20 protein-coding genes are annotated in these 19,501 nt (G+C 69.1%); 8 read left to right on the top strand and 12 right to left on the bottom strand.

What is annotated here, in order from left to right:
- Nucleotides 1-69 precede the first annotated feature (69 nt).
- The 3 genes from nrdI to A9310_RS23590 form a co-directional block, all read right to left on the bottom strand.
- The gene (gene nrdI, locus A9310_RS23600; RefSeq protein ID WP_055475910.1) at nucleotides 70-534 is read right to left on the bottom strand and encodes a class Ib ribonucleoside-diphosphate reductase assembly flavoprotein NrdI; all 465 of its coding nucleotides are present in this window, start codon (nucleotides 532-534) and stop codon (nucleotides 70-72) included.
- A 188-nt stretch (nucleotides 535-722) separates the two neighbouring features.
- Nucleotides 723-956: a redoxin NrdH gene (locus A9310_RS23595; protein ID WP_004019249.1), complete on the bottom strand. Its 234-nt coding sequence runs from the start codon at nucleotides 954-956 to the stop codon at nucleotides 723-725.
- Nucleotides 957-1,376: 420 nt separating this feature from the next.
- Nucleotides 1,377-1,934 carry an NAD(P)H-dependent oxidoreductase gene (locus A9310_RS23590; protein WP_065632657.1) on the bottom strand — a complete coding sequence of 186 codons (558 nt, stop codon included), beginning with the start codon at nucleotides 1,932-1,934 and terminating at the stop codon, nucleotides 1,377-1,379.
- A gap of 118 nt (nucleotides 1,935-2,052) precedes the next feature.
- Here A9310_RS23590 and A9310_RS23585 point away from each other — a divergent pair, with 118 nt between their 5' ends.
- The gene (locus tag A9310_RS23585) at nucleotides 2,053-2,679 is read left to right on the top strand and encodes a TetR/AcrR family transcriptional regulator (RefSeq protein WP_065632656.1); all 627 of its coding nucleotides are present in this window, start codon (nucleotides 2,053-2,055) and stop codon (nucleotides 2,677-2,679) included.
- Between the two features lie 109 nt (nucleotides 2,680-2,788).
- Nucleotides 2,789-3,946, top strand: coding sequence for an FAD-dependent urate hydroxylase HpxO (hpxO, locus tag A9310_RS23580; protein WP_058252545.1), 1,158 nt, complete (start codon nucleotides 2,789-2,791; stop codon nucleotides 3,944-3,946).
- Nucleotides 3,947-3,969: 23 nt separating this feature from the next.
- On the opposite strand, the gene eccB is transcribed toward hpxO, so the two are convergent.
- Nucleotides 3,970-5,466 (bottom strand): type VII secretion protein EccB, encoded by a 1,497-nt coding sequence (gene eccB, locus A9310_RS23575; RefSeq protein WP_065632655.1) that lies wholly within the window; start codon nucleotides 5,464-5,466, stop codon nucleotides 3,970-3,972.
- Between the two features lie 224 nt (nucleotides 5,467-5,690).
- On the opposite strand from eccB, the gene eccE reads away from it, so the two are divergent.
- Entirely contained in the window at nucleotides 5,691-7,406 is a 1,716-nt protein-coding gene (gene eccE / locus A9310_RS23570; RefSeq protein ID WP_254661325.1) for a type VII secretion protein EccE, read from the top strand.
- A gap of 10 nt (nucleotides 7,407-7,416) precedes the next feature.
- Here the strand turns inward: eccE and manA are convergent, their stop codons facing one another.
- The 3 genes from manA to A9310_RS23555 all read right to left on the bottom strand — a co-directional run bounded on the left by manA (nucleotide 7,417) and on the right by A9310_RS23555 (nucleotide 10,558).
- Entirely contained in the window at nucleotides 7,417-8,703 is a 1,287-nt protein-coding gene (manA, locus tag A9310_RS23565) for a mannose-6-phosphate isomerase, class I (protein ID WP_065632654.1), read from the bottom strand.
- A complete protein-coding gene (locus A9310_RS23560; RefSeq protein WP_065632653.1) occupies nucleotides 8,700-9,857 on the bottom strand; it encodes a hypothetical protein in 1,158 nt (385 codons plus the stop codon). Before A9310_RS23560 ends, manA begins: the two co-directional genes overlap by 4 nt.
- A gap of 191 nt (nucleotides 9,858-10,048) precedes the next feature.
- Entirely contained in the window at nucleotides 10,049-10,558 is a 510-nt protein-coding gene (locus A9310_RS23555; protein WP_175401207.1) for a DUF3499 domain-containing protein, read from the bottom strand.
- A 142-nt stretch (nucleotides 10,559-10,700) separates the two neighbouring features.
- On the opposite strand from A9310_RS23555, the gene A9310_RS23550 reads away from it, so the two are divergent.
- The gene (locus tag A9310_RS23550; protein WP_058252540.1) at nucleotides 10,701-11,222 is read left to right on the top strand and encodes a metallopeptidase family protein; all 522 of its coding nucleotides are present in this window, start codon (nucleotides 10,701-10,703) and stop codon (nucleotides 11,220-11,222) included.
- Nucleotides 11,223-11,286: 64 nt separating this feature from the next.
- Here the strand turns inward: A9310_RS23550 and A9310_RS26090 are convergent, their stop codons facing one another.
- Complete coding sequence (locus A9310_RS26090; RefSeq protein ID WP_171011557.1) at nucleotides 11,287-11,544, bottom strand: WhiB family transcriptional regulator; 258 nt, start codon at nucleotides 11,542-11,544, stop codon at nucleotides 11,287-11,289.
- A 689-nt stretch (nucleotides 11,545-12,233) separates the two neighbouring features.
- On the opposite strand from A9310_RS26090, the gene cofD reads away from it, so the two are divergent.
- From cofD to A9310_RS23530, 3 genes are read left to right on the top strand one after another with little or no spacing between them, the layout of a single operon-like run.
- Nucleotides 12,234-13,271, top strand: a complete 1,038-nt coding sequence (gene cofD, locus A9310_RS23540) for a 2-phospho-L-lactate transferase (protein WP_065632650.1) — start codon at nucleotides 12,234-12,236, stop codon at nucleotides 13,269-13,271.
- On the top strand, nucleotides 13,268-14,617 hold the full coding sequence (locus A9310_RS23535) for a coenzyme F420-0:L-glutamate ligase (RefSeq protein ID WP_065632649.1): 1,350 nt from the start codon (nucleotides 13,268-13,270) through the stop codon (nucleotides 14,615-14,617). Before cofD ends, A9310_RS23535 begins: the two co-directional genes overlap by 4 nt.
- Nucleotides 14,614-15,216 (top strand): NUDIX hydrolase, encoded by a 603-nt coding sequence (locus A9310_RS23530; protein ID WP_065632648.1) that lies wholly within the window; start codon nucleotides 14,614-14,616, stop codon nucleotides 15,214-15,216. The genes A9310_RS23535 and A9310_RS23530 overlap by 4 nt, the downstream gene beginning before the upstream one ends.
- A 33-nt stretch (nucleotides 15,217-15,249) precedes the next feature.
- Here the strand turns inward: A9310_RS23530 and glgC are convergent, their stop codons facing one another.
- Entirely contained in the window at nucleotides 15,250-16,464 is a 1,215-nt protein-coding gene (glgC, locus tag A9310_RS23525) for a glucose-1-phosphate adenylyltransferase (RefSeq protein ID WP_065632647.1), read from the bottom strand.
- A 129-nt stretch (nucleotides 16,465-16,593) separates the two neighbouring features.
- On the opposite strand from glgC, the gene glgA reads away from it, so the two are divergent.
- Nucleotides 16,594-17,760 (top strand): glycogen synthase, encoded by a 1,167-nt coding sequence (glgA, locus tag A9310_RS23520; protein WP_217492977.1) that lies wholly within the window; start codon nucleotides 16,594-16,596, stop codon nucleotides 17,758-17,760.
- Here glgA and A9310_RS23515 read toward each other — a convergent pair.
- The 3 genes from A9310_RS23515 to A9310_RS23510 form a co-directional block, all read right to left on the bottom strand.
- Nucleotides 17,739-18,710 (bottom strand): putative RNA methyltransferase, encoded by a 972-nt coding sequence (locus A9310_RS23515; RefSeq protein WP_083207514.1) that lies wholly within the window; start codon nucleotides 18,708-18,710, stop codon nucleotides 17,739-17,741. The two genes, glgA and A9310_RS23515, sit on opposite strands and share 22 nt — an antisense overlap.
- Nucleotides 18,711-18,712: 2 nt before the next feature.
- A complete protein-coding gene (locus A9310_RS25430; RefSeq protein WP_004019232.1) occupies nucleotides 18,713-18,880 on the bottom strand; it encodes a DUF3117 domain-containing protein in 168 nt (55 codons plus the stop codon).
- Between the two features lie 105 nt (nucleotides 18,881-18,985).
- Nucleotides 18,986-19,384, bottom strand: coding sequence for a DivIVA domain-containing protein (locus A9310_RS23510; RefSeq protein WP_065632739.1), 399 nt, complete (start codon nucleotides 19,382-19,384; stop codon nucleotides 18,986-18,988).
- Nucleotides 19,385-19,501: the final 117 nt, after the last annotated feature.

Genomic DNA, 19,501 nt, shown 5'->3' with positions numbered 1-19,501 from the left:
TTACCGAGGGCCGGTGCGGCCAGAGTATGGGAGGGGTACGACAAAGCCTGATCGAGCGGAATCCGCAGGTCAGGCGGGCGAGGCGCTGAGCGACACGCTCGCCGCGAACGCCGGACTCTGGGCGAATTCGGCGAGTCCCGCGCGGACGCGGTCGACATCGTCGGAGGTGCCCATCAATTCGAACCGGTAGAGGTAGGGGACGTGGCACTTCCGTGCGATGACATCGCCGGCGTAACAGAACTCCTCGCCGAAGTTCGTGTTACCCGCCGCGATCACCCCCCTGATCGATGACCGATTGTGTTCGTCGTTGAGGAAGCGGATGACCTGCTTGGGAACGTAGCCGCCGGGTTGCCCCGTCGCCTTGCCCCCGCCGTAGGTCGGGCAGACCAGGACATACGGCTCGTCGACACGGAAAACACCGGTCCGATCGAGGACCGGGATGCGCACGGCGCGCATGTCCAGTTTCTCGACGAACCGGTGGGTGTTCTCCGAGACGGAGGAGAAATACACGATCAACGGCGATTCTGCCGCCATGTCTCCTCCAGCCGGTAGTTCTCGTGATCTCGCCGGCCGTGTCCGGCCCGGCACTGTCGGTGTCAACGCCGTGAGCGGCGTGACCATTTCCTCGATGACCTCGCGATGCGATGTGATCCGGCTTCCCCGTCGGATCGCCTCTGCACCGCCGGTCGGGCGGGCGATGTCACCGTGATGGTGACGGCAGATCAGGCAGCGGCGGTGGCGAGTGCCTTGATGCGGTCGGGACGGAAGCCCGACCAGTGCGCGTCGCCGGCGACCACGACGGGTGCCTGCAGGTAGCCGAGCGCCATCACGTAGTCACGCGCCTCGGCATCTTCGCTGATGTCGACGATCTCATAGGACAGACCCTGCTTGTCGAGGGCCTTGTAGGTGGCATTGCACTGGACGCAGGCCGGCTTCGTGTAGACGGTGATAGACATTCGGAGGTACTCCTCGGGTCGTAGGAATCGCCAGTGACGTGCGGTTTCCCAGCGTGAAGATGGTGACCTGGATCACCATCGTGGTGGCTTTCTCCGAGGAGTCGAACTGCTTCTCGTCGTCTGCCTGACTGGTAGCTCAAACACTACACCTAGTGGCTGACATTTCTGGTCACCACAAGGGCTTGTGAATAACATTGATGGAAGACATGCAGGTCGGAGCGGTGCACGATCACAAATCCCCCGCGTGTCCTCCGCGTGTCCGGCGTGTCGTTCACAGGCTGTCCCGAGGCGGTCCACAACATGTCCACCGACCATCCACATCCGCCCCCGGTCGCACTCGCGGCCCGACGCCGGCACCCCCGGACACGACGACGCCGCGCCGGGCAAGGGCCGGGCGCGGCGTCGGGACGTTGGTGCGGGTCAGGCGCTGACAGCGACCTCGTCGACGAGCCGGGTGACGGACGCGACGACCTTCTCGACGACCTCCGGAGAATCCAGGCCGGCCTCGGGCAGTGCCGCGAGCTGCAGACCGAGGTCGGCTTCCGCGATCGCGCGACCGCCGGCGATGCCGACCGACTTACGGGTGTCCTCACGGGTCCACGCGCCGCCGTACTGGCCGAGGGCCGCGCTCAGCACCGCGACGGGCTTGCCCGTGAGCGCGCCGGTGCCGTAGGGCCGCGACAACCAGTCGATGGCGTTCTTGAGTGCGGCGGGGATGGTGCCGTTGTACTCGGGGGTCGCGATCAGCACGCCGTCGGCGGCGCCGACGATCTGGCGCAGGTTCGCCACGGCTGGGTCGAGCTGCTCCTCGACGTCGATGTCCTCGCTGTAGAACGGCAGCGAGCCGAGATTGTCGACGACCGTGATGGAGACTCCCGACGGCGCATTGTCCGCGGCCAGGTGGGCGAGCTGGCGGTTGACCGAGGCCGTACGCAAGCTTCCGACCAGCGCGACCAGTTCGACGACTCGTTCCGACATGTGATTCCTCTCGATGGCACAGGAGTCCGTGGAAGTCCACGCGACCTTGTCTACGACATGCTCTAACCGGACCAGGGTCCGATTCATTCCGCATCTGGTCAAGAGTTACGCTCATCACGTGCCAAACGGGCCCGACCACTCCCCACTCCACATCTCGCTCAATTCTTCGGGGACCGAACGTGCCGACGCCGCACGTAACCGGCGTCTGTTGCTGGCTGCCGCCAAGAACCTCATCGATCACCACGGTGCGGCCGCGGTGACGATGGAGGCGGTTGCCCGCGAAGCGGGTGTGGGCAAGGGCACAGTGTTCCGTCGCTTCGGCAGCCGGACCGGGCTCATGCTCGCTCTCCTCGACCACAGCGAGTCCGAGATCCAGCAGGCGTATCTGTCCGGTCCGGAGCCGCTGGGTCCCGGCGCTCCCCCACTCGACCGACTCCTCGCCTACGGTCGCGCTCGCCTCAAGCTCACCGCCGACCACCTCGACATCCTGCTGGAGGCCGGCGCCGGCGCCGAGGACTTCATGAGTCACCCGGTGGCCCGAACGTCCACCCAGCATGTGCAGATCCTGTTGCGCCAGTTGGGTTTCGACGGCGCGCTGGATTTCCTGGCCCTCACTGTCCAGGCGCCGCTCTCGGCGAGTTCGGTCCGCTACCTGTTGGTGGACGTCGGACTCGACCTCGAGACGATCACCCATCAGTGGCAGGACATGGTCACCGCGCTCGTCACCGGACACGACCGGTCCTGACCCGTCGGGTCCATCCCGGTCACGACGTCCTCGCAGCGGCGGTCAGGCGGCGAGGTGTCCGGCGTACTCGCCGCGCGCCGCGGCTCGCGGACACCTAGCCTGGGTTCCTGTGAAAGCTGTGATCATCGGCGCCGGTATGGGCGGGACCTCGGCGGGCATCGCGTTGCGACAGCTCGGGCACGAGGTCGAGATATACGAGCAGGTCACCGAGAACCGCCCCGTCGGCGCGGCGATCTCGGTGTGGTCCAACGGGGTCAAGTGCCTGAACCACCTCGGCCTCGAAGCCGAGACCGCCGCGCTGGGCGGCATCGTCGATTCGATGAGCTACATCGACGCATTCACCGGAGAGACGATGTGCCGCTTCAGCATGGCACCGCTCATCGACGAGGTCGGGCAACGTCCTTACCCGATCGCACGCGCCGAACTCCAGCTCATGCTCATGAACGCCTTCGGCCACGACGAGATCCGGTTCGGCAAGAAGATGGTCGCCGTCCACGACGGTCCGGACGGCGCCACTGTCGAATTCGCCGACGGCACCACTGCCCAGGGTGATGTCGTCATCGCCGCCGACGGTGCGAGATCGCTTGCCCGCGACCATGTGCTCGGTCACGCGGTCGAGCGTCGTTACGCGGGGTACGTGAACTTCAACGGGCTCGTCCCGATCGACGAGGAGATCGGACCGGCCACCGAATGGACCACCTACGTGGGCGATTCGCGTCGGGTATCGGTGATGCCGGTGGCGGGCAACCGATTCTACTTCTTCTTCGACGTGACCATGCCCGAAGGGGTTCCGTTCGAACGTGGAACCGCACGCGAGGTGCTCGCCGAGGAGTTCGCCGGATGGGCGCCCGGCGTCCAGAAGCTCATCGAGACACTGGATCCCGCGACCACCAACCGCGTCGAGATCCTCGACATCGATCCGTTCCACACCTGGGTCCGGGGACATGTAGCACTACTCGGCGACGCCGCACACAACACCACCCCCGACATCGGGCAGGGTGGTTGTTCGGCGATGGAAGATGCGATCGCCCTGCAGTTCGCCTTCCGTGATCACCCCGACGACCTGCACGCGGCCCTCACGACCTATGAGGCGTCACGCACCGAACGGGCCGCCGACCTCGTGCTCCGCGCACGCAAGCGCTGCGACGTCACGCACGGCAAGGACCCGGAGGCGACCGCGGCCTGGTATGAGGAACTGCGATCCGAGGACGGCACCAACGTCATCCGCGGGATCGTCGGCAACATCGTCGGCGGCCCGCTCACGTAGGGCCGCGGCGGGGGCGCCGTCGATCATCCGCCGGTCGAGGGTCCTTCGGTGTGCTCCGCGCCGGCGTCGAGTCGTGCGGTCTCCAGGCCGTCGTGCGCGACGAGGGCGTTCTCGCGCGAGAGGGTCGGCCCGGGCGCCAGCAGCGACACCACCGACCACGGCGCGCGGGACGGTGAATCCCCGAGCCCGAGGATGCCGCCGGTCTCGAAGTCCGGCACGCCGAACCGAACACCCGAATCGCTGACATAGAACAGCGATTCGGTGCGCGAGCTGTCTGCCTCGTTGCCGGTCACCTGCAGATACTCACCCGAGCCGGGCGGCATGTAGACCGCGTCGAGGTTCGGTCCGGCACCATCGGACGACGTCAGCCGGACCGGCACCGCGTCCGACGCGAGCGGCAGTTCACGCCCCGCGAGCAACGTCGTCTGTGCGCGCGGCTCCCCCGTCCCGCGGGTCCAGGTGCGGCACAGCGTCGGATCGCCGCCCACGTCCAGCAGCGTCGGCGCGACTTCGGGAAAGTCCGAGACGGGTTCCGACTCCACGGTTCTCAGCGCAGCGAGCTGCCCCGGGGCGACGGTGGTCACCGGAGCTGCGTCGGAGTCGGCCAGCCGCATCAGTTCGGCGGTCGGGGCGCTGATCTCCTGCACCCCGTCGCGCAGCACCAGATGATAGGACGTCGTGTCATCGACACCGACCGACTTGACGACGCTGCCGACACTCGCGCCGTCGACTGCCCCGGGCTGGCCGGCACCCGAGATCTCCGGCACGGCAAGCGGATCGACCAGTGGGAAGGTGTTGAGCAGGCCGGTGGACATCTGCCGGGGCGTGGCCCCCTCGAGGCCGAGAGCCCGCATGACGGGCGCGCTCTCGGTGTCGACAGCGGCACGGACCGGACTCCAGACACCGTCCCGGAACAGCTGATACACCAGGAAGGTCTCGTCGCCGCCATCGACGAGCACGGCGTCGGCGGGGCGCGCCGTCCCGATCGCGTCACCCAGACGCGGCGTCTCGGCGATGACGGTCTGCTCGATCGACTCGGCCGGCGCGTCCGACACGGTCGACGAATCGCAGACCGTCCAGGTGGAGGAGTCCGGGTGTGACGACTTCGGCAGTGCCGCCGGCGCACCCGGGATGCCCAACAGGGGTCCGCGCGGGTACGGCTTGAGCTTGTTGTCCCCGACCGAGGTCGGCGACTCCGAGCTACCCGTCACCAGCCGTGCCGAGGCCAGGTTGAGGACGGGATGCAGGGTGTCCTCGATCAGGACGTAGGTGCTGCCGCTGTTCTTGCTGACGATGATCGTGGCGTCGCCGACGGACCCCTGCGGCCGGATCAGGCCCCAGATTCCGCACCCGCCGAGGACCAGCAAACCGAGGACGGTCCCGACCACGAGCGCCTGCAACTGTGAACGCATGGGATCGTGCAACATCCGGACATCGCGTCGTACCAGCGCGTGCTCGAGCCTCTTGATCAGGAAACGGTAGCCGTTGACCTGGGCTTTGGTCGTCAGCTGACGTGCCACGGCTCCCCCTGTCCGCACCCGGGCCGCGGCGTCGGACCTTCTCCGGCGGCGAGCGGGTTGTGATCTCCTGCGGCATACCCCCTGCCGCGCGGTAGTAGCCTAACCGACAAACATGCCCCTGACGTGTGGGGCTCCACCGCTTGTGCACACTCTCGGTGGACGGCACACGCCAGTCGGCAGCGGTGATCGAGGGGGTCGCAACCGTGGAGCGGAACAGGCGTGGGATGGCACTGCCCACACTCGTCGTGATCGAGGCGGTGCTGGCAATCGGACTCGTCGTCTGGGTGGTGTCCGGCAGCGTCTGGGGTGCAACCGCACTCGGCGTGGCCGCGGTCGTCTCCGCAGGTCTGGTGCGGGTCGGCGGGCGGCCGTCGGTGTTCGGCCGAATCGTGGCGAATCTGTCGTTCTCATGGTCGCGGATGCGCCGCGACCACGCCGATCTCGCCCCGGCCCCGTTCGACGTCCCGCTGCCCGCCCCCAGCACCCACGCCACCGCACGGCGGACATCGGCTCCGACGACCATCGGCGCGAGGTGGGTCGGCGACACCCTGGTCACCGTCGTCCGGGTGGACCCGGGCAGCCCGGCCGTCACCTACCTGACCCCGGGTCACAGCGAACTCGGCGACGAATCGGGCCAGGTGGTGCCCCTCGGCGTCCTGGCCGAGTGCATCAGTCCCTACGACATCCGGCTCAGCTCCATCGAGGTCATCAGTCACGGTGTGCGCGTGTGGGGTTCGGGCATCGCGCCGGACACCTACGACCGCACCCTGGGCCCGCTGTCGGCGACGGCCCAACGGTCGGTGTTGGTCGTCCTCCGGCTCAATCCCCTCGACTGCGCCGACGCCGTCGCCCGCCGCGGGGGCGGCGCGACCGGTGCACTGCGCACCGCGACGGTGACCACCCGCCGCGTCGCCAAGAGGCTCGCCGAACACGGCTTGTCGACGACCATCCTGTCGGCGGCACAGATCACCGCCATCACGGCGCAGCTCATCGAGGGCGCGAGCCTCGACTCGCTCGCCGAGGAACGCGACTCGGTCGGCGTCGCCGGTCTGCGGATGCGCAGCGCCGCCGTCGAACCGGCCGCCCTGACCGACGTGCTGCGCGGCATCTGGGTCAACTCCGCGGTCTCGACGACCGTCACCGTGAAGTTGTGCCCACGAGTCACCGAGGGCAGGCGTCGCGGCGATCGCACGACGGTCGAGGTGTCCGGGATCGTCCGCGTCAACGAGTTCCCCGCCGCGAGGCGCGCACTCGGTGGATGGCCCGCGGGTCTGATCCCCCTCGACGGCCGCCAGTTCGACGCTCTCGCAGCGAGTCTCCCCATCTCGACGCCGACCCGGCTCGACCGGGCCATACCCGCACTCACGGGTTCGGAGGCGGAGGCGTTCCTCGCCTCGGCGCGTATCCCGGCAGGCGGTTGCGGCCAGCTCATCGGCGCCGATCACGCCGGCCGCGCGGTCGCCACCCGGCTCGTCGGACCCGGTATCTCCACGGTCTCGGTCGCCGCGGGCATTCACGTCGTGGCCCAGATCGCTCTCCGCGCAGTCGCGGTCGGTGCCGCGGTGCGCGTGCACACCGACCGCCCGCACCGGTGGACCCCGGTGGTCACCGCCGTGGGCGATCCGAGCGCGCTGTCACTCTCGGGCGACCGCACCCCGGCGCGCCCCGGCCCCGGCCTGGTCATCGTCGACGGTGTGGCGCCACCTTCCCCGCAACCCGACACCACGCGGATGATCGTCGTCGCACCGGGCCTCGGCGAACCCGCCGACGGCGCCACCGTCGCGCTGCGTCAGAATCCGCGTACGCCACAGGACATCGCACTCGACACCGGCGGGCGGCCGATCCTGGTCACCATGGTCGCGACCCCCGACGAATGGAACCTGATCGGCGGCTACCCCGAACCCGCGGGCACCGCTGCGGCTACTCCGGTTCGGCGCTGACGGACTGACATCATTCGGACGCGGACGCCACCGATGAGGTCAGGTCGGGTTGCGCCGAGACCGCGGCCGGCACCAGCGCGCGGTAGAAGACCGCACGAGCCGACCCCGCGCGGACGATGACGTCCGGGTCGTCGTCGGTGATCCACACTGCCCGTCCGGCCGTCACGGTGAGCGGGTTCCCACCCGCCGGTCGGACCTCCACCGCGCCGCTGAGCACGGCGAGGATCTGCGGGCCCGGCATGTCGAAGCAGATCGACGAGGCGTGGTGGAGGCCCGTCCCGTCGAGTTCGACACGCGACAGCCGGAATTCGGGAGCGGGGGTGAGGTACACGCGCTCGGCGCCGACGGTCCGGATCTGCGGGGTCAGGTCCGAGACATCGACCGGGGTGAAGTCGAGGACGCGCAACAACTCGGGAACGTCGATGTGTTTGGGCGTCAGTCCGCCCCGCAGCACATTGTCGGAGTTCGCCATGATCTCCACACCCGTACCGCGGAGGTAGGCGTGCAGGTTACCCGCGGACAGATAGAGACCCTGCCCGGGTTCGAGGTGAATGTTGTTGAGCAGCAACGATGCCAGGACACCGGGATCGTTCGGGTAGGCCTCCCCGAGTTCACACACCGTCCGCAGTTCGGCGACGAACTCCGTCTCACCCGTGCTCAGCACGGTGACCGCGCCGGCGAGTACCGCCGGGACCAGCTGACGGAGCAGCGACTCGGGCAGCGTCAGCCACGTCGTGAAGAGCGCCCGCAGCCCCTCCGAGTCCGGCTGCCCCGCGAGCATCCCCAGATAGGGGTCGAGCTCACTGACCTGCAGTGCGCGGAGCAACCGGATGGTGTCCTCCGGTCGACGGAAGCCGGCCAGTGCGTCGAACGGTGTCGTCGCGACGATCAGTTCGGGCTTGTGCCATGGATCGCGGTAGTTGCGGTCGCGGGCTTCGAGCGCGACACCGCGGGCGTTCTCGCGTTCGAATCCTGCCCGGGCCTGTTCGGCGGACGGATGTGCCTGCAGGGACAGCGGTTCCTCGGCGGCGAGCACCTTCAGGAGGAACGGCAGACGCTCGCCGAAGGCCGCCGTGCTTGCCGCGCCGAGCGTGCCGATCGGATCCGCGTCGATCACATCGACGAGATCCTGCTCGATCCCGGCGACATCGACGCACCGAGCCGAACCCGCGGGATGGGACCCGAACCACAGCTCCGCCTCCGGGTGCGCCGATGGCACGGACCTACCCTGCATGGACGCGATCGCGGTCCGCGACCCCCAGGCGTATGGCCGCACCACTCCGTCGATGATCCTCATTGCAACGCGTTCCCAACCAGGCGGAGGTACACCGCCGCCATCTCGACCCGTAGTGCCACGATCAGGAAATCCAGTACATCCCCCGGGCCGTCGGCCACCGGATCCTCACCCGGCGCCGGACGCCGGTCCTCCCACTCGCGGCCGTCCGCGCCCCCGGCGGCCGAAGTCTCTTGCGCACGATCGATTCCGACGAGGAGATCGACCTCTCCGAGACCGGTGATCCGCTGACGCGTGAACCATTCCCGCCGCCCGGTCGAGACGACCTGGACGCGCGGCGCGGGAGCTGCCGGCGGTCCGTCGAAGTCGGGATCGTAGAAGATCGAGTCCGCACTCGGCGCGACATCCGAACGCGACCCGAGCAACTGCACCATTCGCGAGACGTCCGTGAGTTCGGCTGCGGCGCTGACGATCCCGGAGAGTCCGACGAGCCCGGCGACCGCATGCCGGGCGATGGCCGCGCCGGCCGGGCTGTCCGCCGTCCAGACGGTGGGGCGGCCCTGGACGCGCAGCGCCAGCGATTTGGCGCGATTGTGGAAGGCGTCGCGGGCCGGGTGTCCGGTCGAGGCCTCGTCGTCGAGTGCGTCGGCGAGGTCGTCGAGTGCGGGCACGCTCCCGGTGAACCGGACCTGGGTCAGCGCACCGAACACCGCGAGCAGCGCGGCGGCGAACCCCACGAAGCGGAAGCGGGGTTCGATGTCGAACCGCGGCGCGAGGTTGATCCCGTTGCCGCCCAGCGCATCTCGCAGAGGCCCGGCCACGGGTGCGACCACCACGACCTCGGCCCGCCGGCGTAACGCCCGCGCGGCGGCGTCGGCGAGCGCCATGTCCCCGGCATCGTCGCCGGCGACGATCACGACGTCGAGCGGGCCGATCCACCCGGGCAACACCGGACCACTGACCACCGGGACGTCCACCCGGGCCCCGAGCGTGGCCACCGCGAAGTCGGTCGCCCGATGGGAGACGCCGCTGGAACCGTGGACCACGATGACGCTACGGGGACGCAGGTCCGCGAGCGGGGCGAGCACGCCTTCGCGTACCGCTTCGGCGACGGCGCGCACCTGTGCGCCGGCGAGCGCGACCGCTCTCAGCAAACCGTCGACATCGGCCGAGATCAGCTCCTCGGCGTCGTCGAGGTCGGGGGAACCGGTTCGCATGTCACCAGGGTAGCCAGGTCGCGGAGTCGGCGCGCACGTACTCGGCACAGTCCCGACAACACCGGACTCCGCACACGCTGCACAGTCGACGGCACACGGCGCACTCTCGACGGGAACGGGTGCATGGTCACGGTGGCGACGTCTCCTCCGGACGTCTGTGTGGTCCACGCCCCCCGCGCGGTGGTGACCGGTCAGTCGACCGGGTCCGGCAGTACCCGCAGGTGTCCGCGGCGCCCCGGGCGCGGCCGGGTCTGGTGACGCGACGCCCCGGCGGTCGGGGCGGGCGCATCGACCGGGCCGGCGCGGTGCCGACCCGTCCGACGGTCGTCCACGGCATCGCGATGGGCCTCGACGAACGCGGTGTCCTCGAAGGCATCGAAGGCGTCGATCGGACTGCGGTCGACGTACCGCGGGCGTCCACCGCCGGCGACGGCTCCGGCTTCCCGAACCGCCTCGGCGAGCGCGGTCAGCTCTTGATCCTCGGCCGGCGGCGCGGAGAATCCCCGCTCGCTGCGCAGCATCTCCCAGCCGCGCGGGACGGTGATCCGGCGGGCGTGATCGTCGCACAGGTCCCACGAGTGCGGCTCCTGCGACGTCGCGAGCGGACCGATCACCGCGGTCGACTCGGCATAGACGAAGGTCAGGGTAGCCACCGCGGATCGGGCGCAGCCGGGTCGGCAGCACAGTCGGGGAAGCTTCACGTGACGAGATTAGCCCTCGTCGCTCGCAACCGCGTCGGCGACACGCTCACCGGGCGGGCGGCCGGCGAAGACCCGGACCGCCGGAGCAGACACGCAGCGACCGGAGGAGACACGGACTCGTCCGACCTCCTACACTCTCGCCATGCGTATCGACCCGAAGCCGACTCCACGTGGCTCCTCCGGCCTGCCGGAGGCGCGCCGCGGTCGTCGGCGGACGGGTCGTCACCGCGATCGTCGCGGACGGGGACTGCGCTCGCCGTTGCTGCCACAGGGCGTGCCCGCCCACAACAGCCGGTCCGATGAATTCGACGCGGTCGCCCTGGAGGCGTTCGCCGAGATCGACGCGCAGTGGCATGACCAGATCGCCGGACTCGACATCGCCGTCGACGAGATCCCCCGGCTCCTGCCCCGCGACCCCGAGACGGTCGAGTGGCCCGACGAGGTGACCGCCGACGGTGCGGTGCCGCTCGCACGGCTGATCCCGGCCGGGATGGATGTGAACGGCGCACCGACGCGGGCGCAGATCATCCTGTTCCGCCGGCCACTGGAGTCCCGGGCCAAGAAGGGCACCGAGTTGCTGGATCTGATCCACGAGGTACTCGTGCAACAGGTGGCGACGCATCTGGGCGTCGACGAAGACACGATCGACCGCGGACCAGAGTGATCCGCGGTCGATGATCGGTGGGGACGACTCCGTCGCGAGCCGTCCGCTCAGATGGTGACGCCGGTCAGATGATGCCGCGCTTGAGACGCCGGCGCTCACGCTCCGACAGGCCGCCCCAGATACCGAAGCGTTCGTCGTTGTGCAGTGCGTACTCGAGGCATTCGGACTTGACCTCGCAGCCCTGGCAGATCCGCTTGGCCTCACGTGTCGACCCACCCTTTTCCGGGAAGAACGCCTCGGGGTCGGTCTGCGCACACAGGGCACGGTCCTGCCACTGCTCTTCGACGGCGTCGAAGAGATCGTCGAAGTCGTTGGGCACCAACGAAAGATGACGACGACCCGGGTCGGCGTCGTCGGCGACGGGCCCGTGCGGCGACCCGAAGTCGGTCCCGATGCCGATGGCCGACGCGGCGGCAGTGCCGCCGATCATCGAATCATCAACGGGGCCAAGGGTGTTGAATTCGGCGGTGAATTGCGGGCGGTTCTGTGGTTCAAGCGGATTGCCGATCGGGTTTTCCAAAGCCATCGTCGGCGCCTCCTAGCTCGGGATGTTGGTAGTTTCTGCGTCCTCTGCGAACACGGCCTGTGTGCCGCACCCACCACTGTTGCCACACCACTTGTACTACGGATGTGGAAACACCCACATCAGACGTACACAGCGCCCGAGCGACGGCCCGCGAAGTGCCGGAACCGACCCTCTCCCGAGTTCGAACATACGATCGAATCCGTTGAAGTCCAGCGGTTTTCGATCCGAAGGTTCTCGATCTCAAACTCGGAATGACACTGATGTGATTACACACGCCCAAGGCGGTCCCGGTCAAGTTGAAGTCAAAGATTCTCTGTTTACCACCAGGATCCGACAACCCTGTGACTCGACACGACATTGACCTCAACCCGACGTGAATGTCACACCGAACCCGGCACGGGTCGAAACCATCCGCACCGCACCGACAGCGCCTGACCGCCGACTCGCACCGCGCACTACAGTGGCGGTGTGAAGGAGTACCTGCTGTGAAGGTGACCGTACTCGTCGGGGGCGTCGGAGGGGCACGATTCCTCCTCGGTCTGCGCGAATTGTTCGGCCCGACGGCGTTCCCGGCCCCCCAGGACGACGCGTCCGGCGCCCCGGCGACCGAGCACGAGATCACCGCCATCGTGAACGTGGGCGACGACGCCTGGATGCACGGCGTCCGCATCTGCCCCGACCTCGACACCTGTATGTACACCCTCGGGGGCGGGATCGATCCCGAACGCGGGTGGGGTCGGCGCGACGAATCCTGGCGCGCGAAAGAGGAACTCGCCGCCTACGGGGCCGACCCGGATTGGTTCGGACTCGGCGATCGCGATCTCGCGACCCACCTCATCCGGACCCAGATGCTCGACGCCGGGTACCGGCTGTCCGACGTCACGGCCGCCCTGTGCCGGCGCTGGGTCCCCGGGGTGCGGCTCCTGCCCGTCACCGACGATCGTCACGAAACCCACGTCGTGGTCGCCAAACCCGACGGCGAGGACGGCGAACGGGTCGCGATCCACTTCCAGGAATGGTGGGTACGCCATCGCGCGCAGATCCCCACCTTCGGCTTCGCGCAGGTCGGTTCGGACGACACGGCGCCGGCACCCGGCGTCCTCGACGCGATCGCCGACGCCGATGTCATCCTCCTCGCGCCGTCGAACCCGGTCGTGAGCATCGGCGCCATCGTCAGTGTTCCCGGGATGCGCAGCGCGCTGCGCCAGACCAGGGCCCCGGTGGTCGGGATCTCACCGGTCATCGACAACCGTCCCCTGCGCGGCATGGCCGACGAGTGCCTGTCCGTGATCGAGGTCGAGTCCTCGGCACAGGGGATCGCCGGACACTACGGCGCCCGCAGCGGCAACGGGATTCTCGACGGTTGGCTCATCGCCGAGGGTGACCACGCCGCTGTCGACGGCATCGCCGTCGGCGCCGCACCGCTGCTCATGACCGACCCCGCGGCCACCGCGCAGATGGTGCGTGCGGCCTGCGCGCTCGTCGACGTACCGCTGCCCGAGACCAACAAGGGCGTGCGGTGACCGCTCGCCCCGACCACCGCGCACCGGGACATCTCGAGATCCGGCCGGTGACCGGCCTGCCCGAGTTCACCGCCGACTCCGACGTCGCGGGTGAGATCCTCGGCGCCGCACCCTGGCTCGAGTCCGGCGACGTCCTGGTGGTCACCAGCAAGATCATCTCCAAGGCCGAAGGGCGGATGGTCGACGCGCCCAGCGACCCCGAGGAGCGGGACGCGCTGCGTCGTCGCCTCGTCGACGCCGAATCGGTGCGCGTCCTGGCCCGCAAGAACCGAACCCTCATCACCGAGAACCGCCTCGGCCTGGTGCAGGCAGCGGCCGGGATCGACGGCTCGAATGTGCGCAGCGACCAACTGGCACTCCTGCCGGAGAACCCCGACCGCAGTGCGGCGTCACTGCGGCGTGCCATCGCCGACGCCGCCGGCCTCGACGTCGCGGTGATCATCACCGACACGATGGGTCGGGCCTGGCGGACCGGACAGACCGACGTCGCCATCGGCGCGGCCGGCATCGCCGTGACCCATCCCTACGAGGGCGGCGTCGACGACTACGGGAATCCGTTGATCGTCACCGAGATAGCGGTGGCCGACGAACTCGCCGCTGCGGCGGACCTCGTCAAGGGCAAGCTCGCCGCCGTCCCGGTCGCCGTCGTCCGCGGATTCGCTCCGGCCGACGACGGCACCACCGCCGCCGACCTCATCCGTCCCTACGACGAGGACCTGTTCCGTCTCGGGACCGAAGAGGCGATCGCAGAGGGCCGCCGAGAGGCCATCCGCACCCGGCGTTCGGTGCGCACCTTCGCCGACCGGCCCGTCGACCCCGCGGAGATGCGCGACGCCCTCGCCGAGGCGCTCACCGCCCCGGCACCCCACCACACACATCCGGTCCGCTTCGTGTGGCTGCGTTCCGCCTCGCGACGCCGCGAACTGCTCGACGCGATGACGCGCGACTGGCGCACCGACCTCGAATCGGACTCCAAGACAGCCGAATCCATCGAGAAGCGACTTCGACGCGGGCAGATCCTCTACGACGCCCCGGAACTGGTGATCCCGTTCCTCGTACCCGAGGGCGCCCACGACTACCCCGATGATCGTCGCAACGCCGCCGAGCACACGATGTTCACCGTGGCCGCGGGCGGGGCGGTCGCGACCCTGCTCACCGCGCTGGCGGTCCGCGACATCGGCAGCTGCTGGGTCGGGTCGACCATCTTCGCCGCGCCGACGGTGCGCCGCGTTCTCGATCTGGATCCGAGTTGGGAACCGCTGGGGGCCGTCGCCATCGGACATCCGCTCGAACCGGCCGGGTTGCGCGACCCCGCCCCCACCGCGGAGTGGGTCGTCGAACTGTGACCGCCGAGTCGCTGCACGCCTCCGCCGTCGAGGCCCTGACACGGTGGGAGACACCCGATCCCGCCCAGGACTCCCTGCGTCACGCATATCTCGCGTTCCTCGCCGCGTCCCCGGACGGGTGTCTTCGGGCCTGCGCACCAGGACATCTGACGGGTTCGGCGATCGTCTTCGACGCGACGCGCCGACACGTCCTGCTGACCCTGCACCCCCGCGTCGGGAAGTGGATACAGCTCGGCGGTCACTGCGAACCCTCCGACGATTCCCTCGCCGGCGCGGCGCTACGCGAGGCGCGAGAAGAGTCGGGCATGCCCGAACTCGTGCTCGACACCGCCGACCCCACGCTCGCCGGTGACGGGATGGTCCACCTCCACACCCACCCGATCACCTGCTCCTTGGGAGTCCCCACCCGCCACCTCGACGTCCGCTACCGGGTGGTCGCCGCCCCGACGCCCGACGGTGAACTCCCCCGCGTCGTATGCAGTGACGAGTCCGTGGACCTCCGCTGGTGGCCGGTCGACGCGCTTCCGGACGACGCCGGAGACGACATCGCGACGCTCATCGACGCGGCCCTACGCGACGGGCCAACCCCCGCTCCCTGAGGTGCGAGCGAAGCGAGCCACGAAGGGCGGTCGTCAGACCTGGATGTTCTTGCCGACGGTGACCACACCGCCGGCGCTCACCGAGAACCGTTCGCGGTCGGCCTCGAGATCGACACCGAGCTGCTCGCCGTCACCGATCACGACGTTCTTGTCGAGGATGGCCTTGCGGACCACCGCGCCCTTGCCGACGCGCACGCCGGGCATCAGCACGCTGCCCTCGACCACCGCGCCGTCCTCGACGATGACGTTCGACGACAGCACGGAGTTGCGCACCGTGCCGGCGGAGATGATGCATCCGGAACCGACCACGGAGTCCTCCGCGACCCCGCCCTGGACGAACTTGGCGGGCGGCAGGTTGTGGGTCTCGCCGCGGATGGGCCAGCGGCCGTTGTAGAGGTTGAAGATCGGGTGGACCGACACCAGGTCCATGTGCGCCTCGTAGAACGCATCCAGGGTTCCGACGTCGCGCCAGTAACCGGTGTCGCGTTCGGTGGCACCGGGTACCTGATTGTCCTTGAAGTCGTAGACGAAGGCGGTGTCCCGGCGCACGAAGGCCGGGATGATGTCACCGCCCATGTCGTGGTCGGAGTCCGAGTCGGCGGCGTCGGCGCGCAGCGCGTCGACCAGCGCCTCGGTGGTGAACACATAGTTGCCCATCGACGCGAACGTCACGTCGGGATCGTCCGGCGTGCCGGGCGGATCGGCCGGCTTCTCCAGGAAGCGGGTGATCTTCCCGCTCTCGTCGGAGTCGATGCAGCCGAAGGCCACCGCCTCCGCTCGGGGCACGCGGATCCCGGCCACCGTGACGTCGGCGCCGGATTCGATGTGCGCGGCCACCATCTGCGACGGGTCCATCCGGTACACGTGATCGGCTCCGAAGACGACGATGTACTCGGGTCGTTCGTCGGTGATGAGGTTCATCGACTGGAAGATCGCATCGGCACTGCCGGTGTACCAGCGTGGTCCGAGTCGCTGCTGGGCCGGCACCGGGGTGATGTACTCGCCGTGGAATCCCGACGTCCACCAGGTCTGCGAGATGTGCCGGTCCAGCGAATGCGATTTGTACTGTGTCAGCACGCAAATGCGCTCGTAACCGGCATTGACCAGGTTCGACAGCACGAAGTCGATGAGTCGGTAGGCACCGCCGAAGGGCACCGCAGGTTTGGCGCGGTCCATCGTCAGCGGGTACAGACGCTTGCCTTCGCCGCCTGCGAGGACGATGCCGAGGACGTGCGGCTCAGATCTCACTCCCCCAACTTAACCGCGATCGAAGCCGTCGGCCAGATGACCGGGCGGTCAGTATGCGCAGCGTCGGCCGCGACCGGGGTTTGGCAGCACCGATGGCGATCTGCGCGCGATGGCACTAGCGTCGAGACCATGCGGGTGGCGATGATGACACGGGAATATCCACCTGAGGTCTACGGCGGCGCCGGGGTCCACGTCACCGAATTGGTCCGGTATCTGCGCGATCTCATCACCGTCGACGTGCACTGCATGGGCGCCGAGCGGGAGACCGCCGCGGTGTACACCCCCGATCCGGGGTTGGCCGGGGCGAATGCGGCGATCACCACGTTGTCGGCCGATCTGCGGATGGTGGTGGGTGCGTCCGGCGCCGACGTCGTGCACTCCCACACCTGGTACACCGGACTTGCCGGGCACCTGGCGGGGCAGCTCTACGACGTGCCGCACGTGCTGACCGCCCACTCGCTCGAACCGTCGCGCCCGTGGAAGGCCGAGCAACTCGGCGGCGGGTACCGGGTGTCGAGCTGGGTGGAACGCAACGCGGTGGAGTACGCCGACGCGGTGATCGCGGTGAGCTCGGGGATGCGCACCGATATCTGTGACACCTACCCGCGTCTGGACCCTGAGCGTGTCCAGGTGGTGCGCAACGGGATCGACACATCTCAATGGTTCCCGGTCGACGATCCGTTCGGACCCGACTCGACGCCGACCGCACTCGGGCTCGACCCGGATCGCCCGATCGCGGCGTTCGTCGGCCGGATCACCCGGCAGAAGGGCGTCGCACATCTGGTGGCCGCGGCGCACCGGTTCGATCCGGACATCCAGCTCGTCCTCTGTGCTGGTGCCCCCGACACGCCGGAGATCGGCGCCGAGATCGAGAGCGCGGTGGGCGAACTCTCCGCCTCGCGTCCCGGCGTCCACTGGGTGCGCGAGATGCTCCCACTCCCCCGCATCCGCGAGATCTTGACCGCGGCAACGGTCTTCGTGTGCCCATCGGTGTACGAACCGCTGGGCATCGTCAACCTCGAGGCGATGGCCTGCGGTACCGCGGTGGTGGCTTCGGCGGTCGGCGGCATTCCCGAGGTGGTGCGCGACAACGTCACCGGCCGCCTCGTGCGGTACGACCCCGTCGATCCGGCGACCTTCGAACACGATCTCGCCGACACGGTGAACGCGGTGGCCTCGGATGCGGCGGCGGCGTCGGCGATGGGGGTGGCCGGCCGCGAACGCGCCGAAGCCGAGTTCTCCTGGGCGTCGATCGCCGAACAGACGCTGGGTGTCTACGAGTCCGTACGGCGTTGAGCGGGTGAGCGTCCGCGGGCGGGCCGACACGTGGTCACCACGACCGACACCGTAACCCGCACCCGACCGTCCCCGGCGAAGGCTGCGGCCCGCGAGCGGATGTCGGCCTCGTCGGAGTGAAATGCCGACGGGCCCATGGCGACCAGATCCCCCACGGTCTGCGCGTCGACGTCTGCGGAGTACCGGACAGGTGACTCGTCGACCAATTCGAAGCCCGCGTCGAGCGAGGCACGGAGGCGCTCGGATTTGGCCTCGTCGACACGCAGCATCGCCATCGGCTCGATGAGTTCGCCGAGGTGATCGGGCCCCGGACTCACGATGATCAGTGCGCCATCAGGGGCCAGTACGCGGGCGAACTCGCTCGCGTTGCGTGGCGCGAACACCGAGAGCACCACCGCGACAGCGTCATCGACGACGGGCAGTCCGCGCCAGACGTCGGCGACGACGGCAGCGAGGGGCCGGGGTCCCCGCGCCATGGCCCGCGCGCAGTACTTCGAGAGGTCCAGGCCGATTCCGGCGGCCGAGGACCGTCCGTCACCGCCGGGCACCCCACTCGCCTCGACCGCGGCGCGAAGATAGTGTCCGCCACCGGCCCCCGCGTCGAGGATCACCGGCCGGTCGTGTCCACCCGTGACCTCGGCCGCGCGGCCGGCGACGAAATCGACCACGGGGAGCAGGAAACCGGAGTCGTGCACGCGGGCTCGGGCGGCCACCATGGCTGCGGTGTCGGCGCGCAGCGCGCCGGACCGGCCGTCGAGCAGTGAGACATAGCCCTGACGGGCGAGGTCGAAAGAATGCGCCTGCGGACAGCGCAGCGACGCGCCGTCCCCCGATAGGCGCCCGGTACACACCGGGCAGCGCAGGATCTCGAGTACCGAAGTGAGGCCATGCGCCCGGTGCGGAGTCGGTGGGTCCGCCCGGGCCTCATGGGAACTGCCCTCGTGGGGCATGTTCAGCCGGTTACCCCGCGGAGTTCCTCGCCCAGCGCGGCTGCTTCGTCGGCGGTCAGCTCGACGACCAGTCGACCTCCACCTTCGATCGGAATCCGGACAACGATTCCACGCCCTTCTTTGGCCGCTTCGAGGGGGCCGTCCCCAGTACGTGGCTTCATTGCCGCCATTCTCAAGCTCCCTTCAAGGTCCCTGCTCCGAACATGATACGTGCCCGGGTCGCACACGATTGTCAGTGCGCGACACGCGCGCCGCGCGGTCTCGACGTACGGCCCCTACTGGGGGGTGCTCGGCGGGCCGGACCGCCCGACGTCCACGCCGCCGTTCCCGGTGATACCAGCGGCGGGATCGTCCGGAGCCGCGCCCGCTTCCGCCCCGGGCACCGACTCCCGTTCGCGCAGACGCGTGATCACCGACCGCAGGTCGTCGACCTCACGCGCGAGACGTGCCAGCGCCCAGTCGACTTCGGCCTGCTTGTAACCACGCGGGGTCTGGGCGAAGCGCAACGCACGCACGTCCTCGCCGGTGATGCCCACCGACGGCAACCGGGTGAGCGTGGTGTCGGGCTCGACCGGCGGCAGATCTTCTCCGCGTCCGAACACGAACCAGACGACAGCGAACACGATCGCGACGACGAGTGCCATGATCAGCAGGTACAGCAGCAGCGTCTGCATGCGTTCCATCCTGGCAGAAGCGCCCGGACGACGGCCCGGCACAGCMCCGACCCGGCGACGGCCACCCGCGTCAGGGCGGGCGGCGTCGCCGGGTCGGGGCCGGGTTCATCAGGTCTG

Origin of the sequence: Gordonia sp. UCD-TK1, from assembly GCF_001691435.1 — a bacterium.
GTDB classification, from domain to species: domain Bacteria; phylum Actinomycetota; class Actinomycetes; order Mycobacteriales; family Mycobacteriaceae; genus Gordonia; species Gordonia hongkongensis.
The sequence above is the reverse complement of the archived record's forward strand: the minus strand, read 5'-3'. Positions and strand labels throughout refer to the sequence as shown.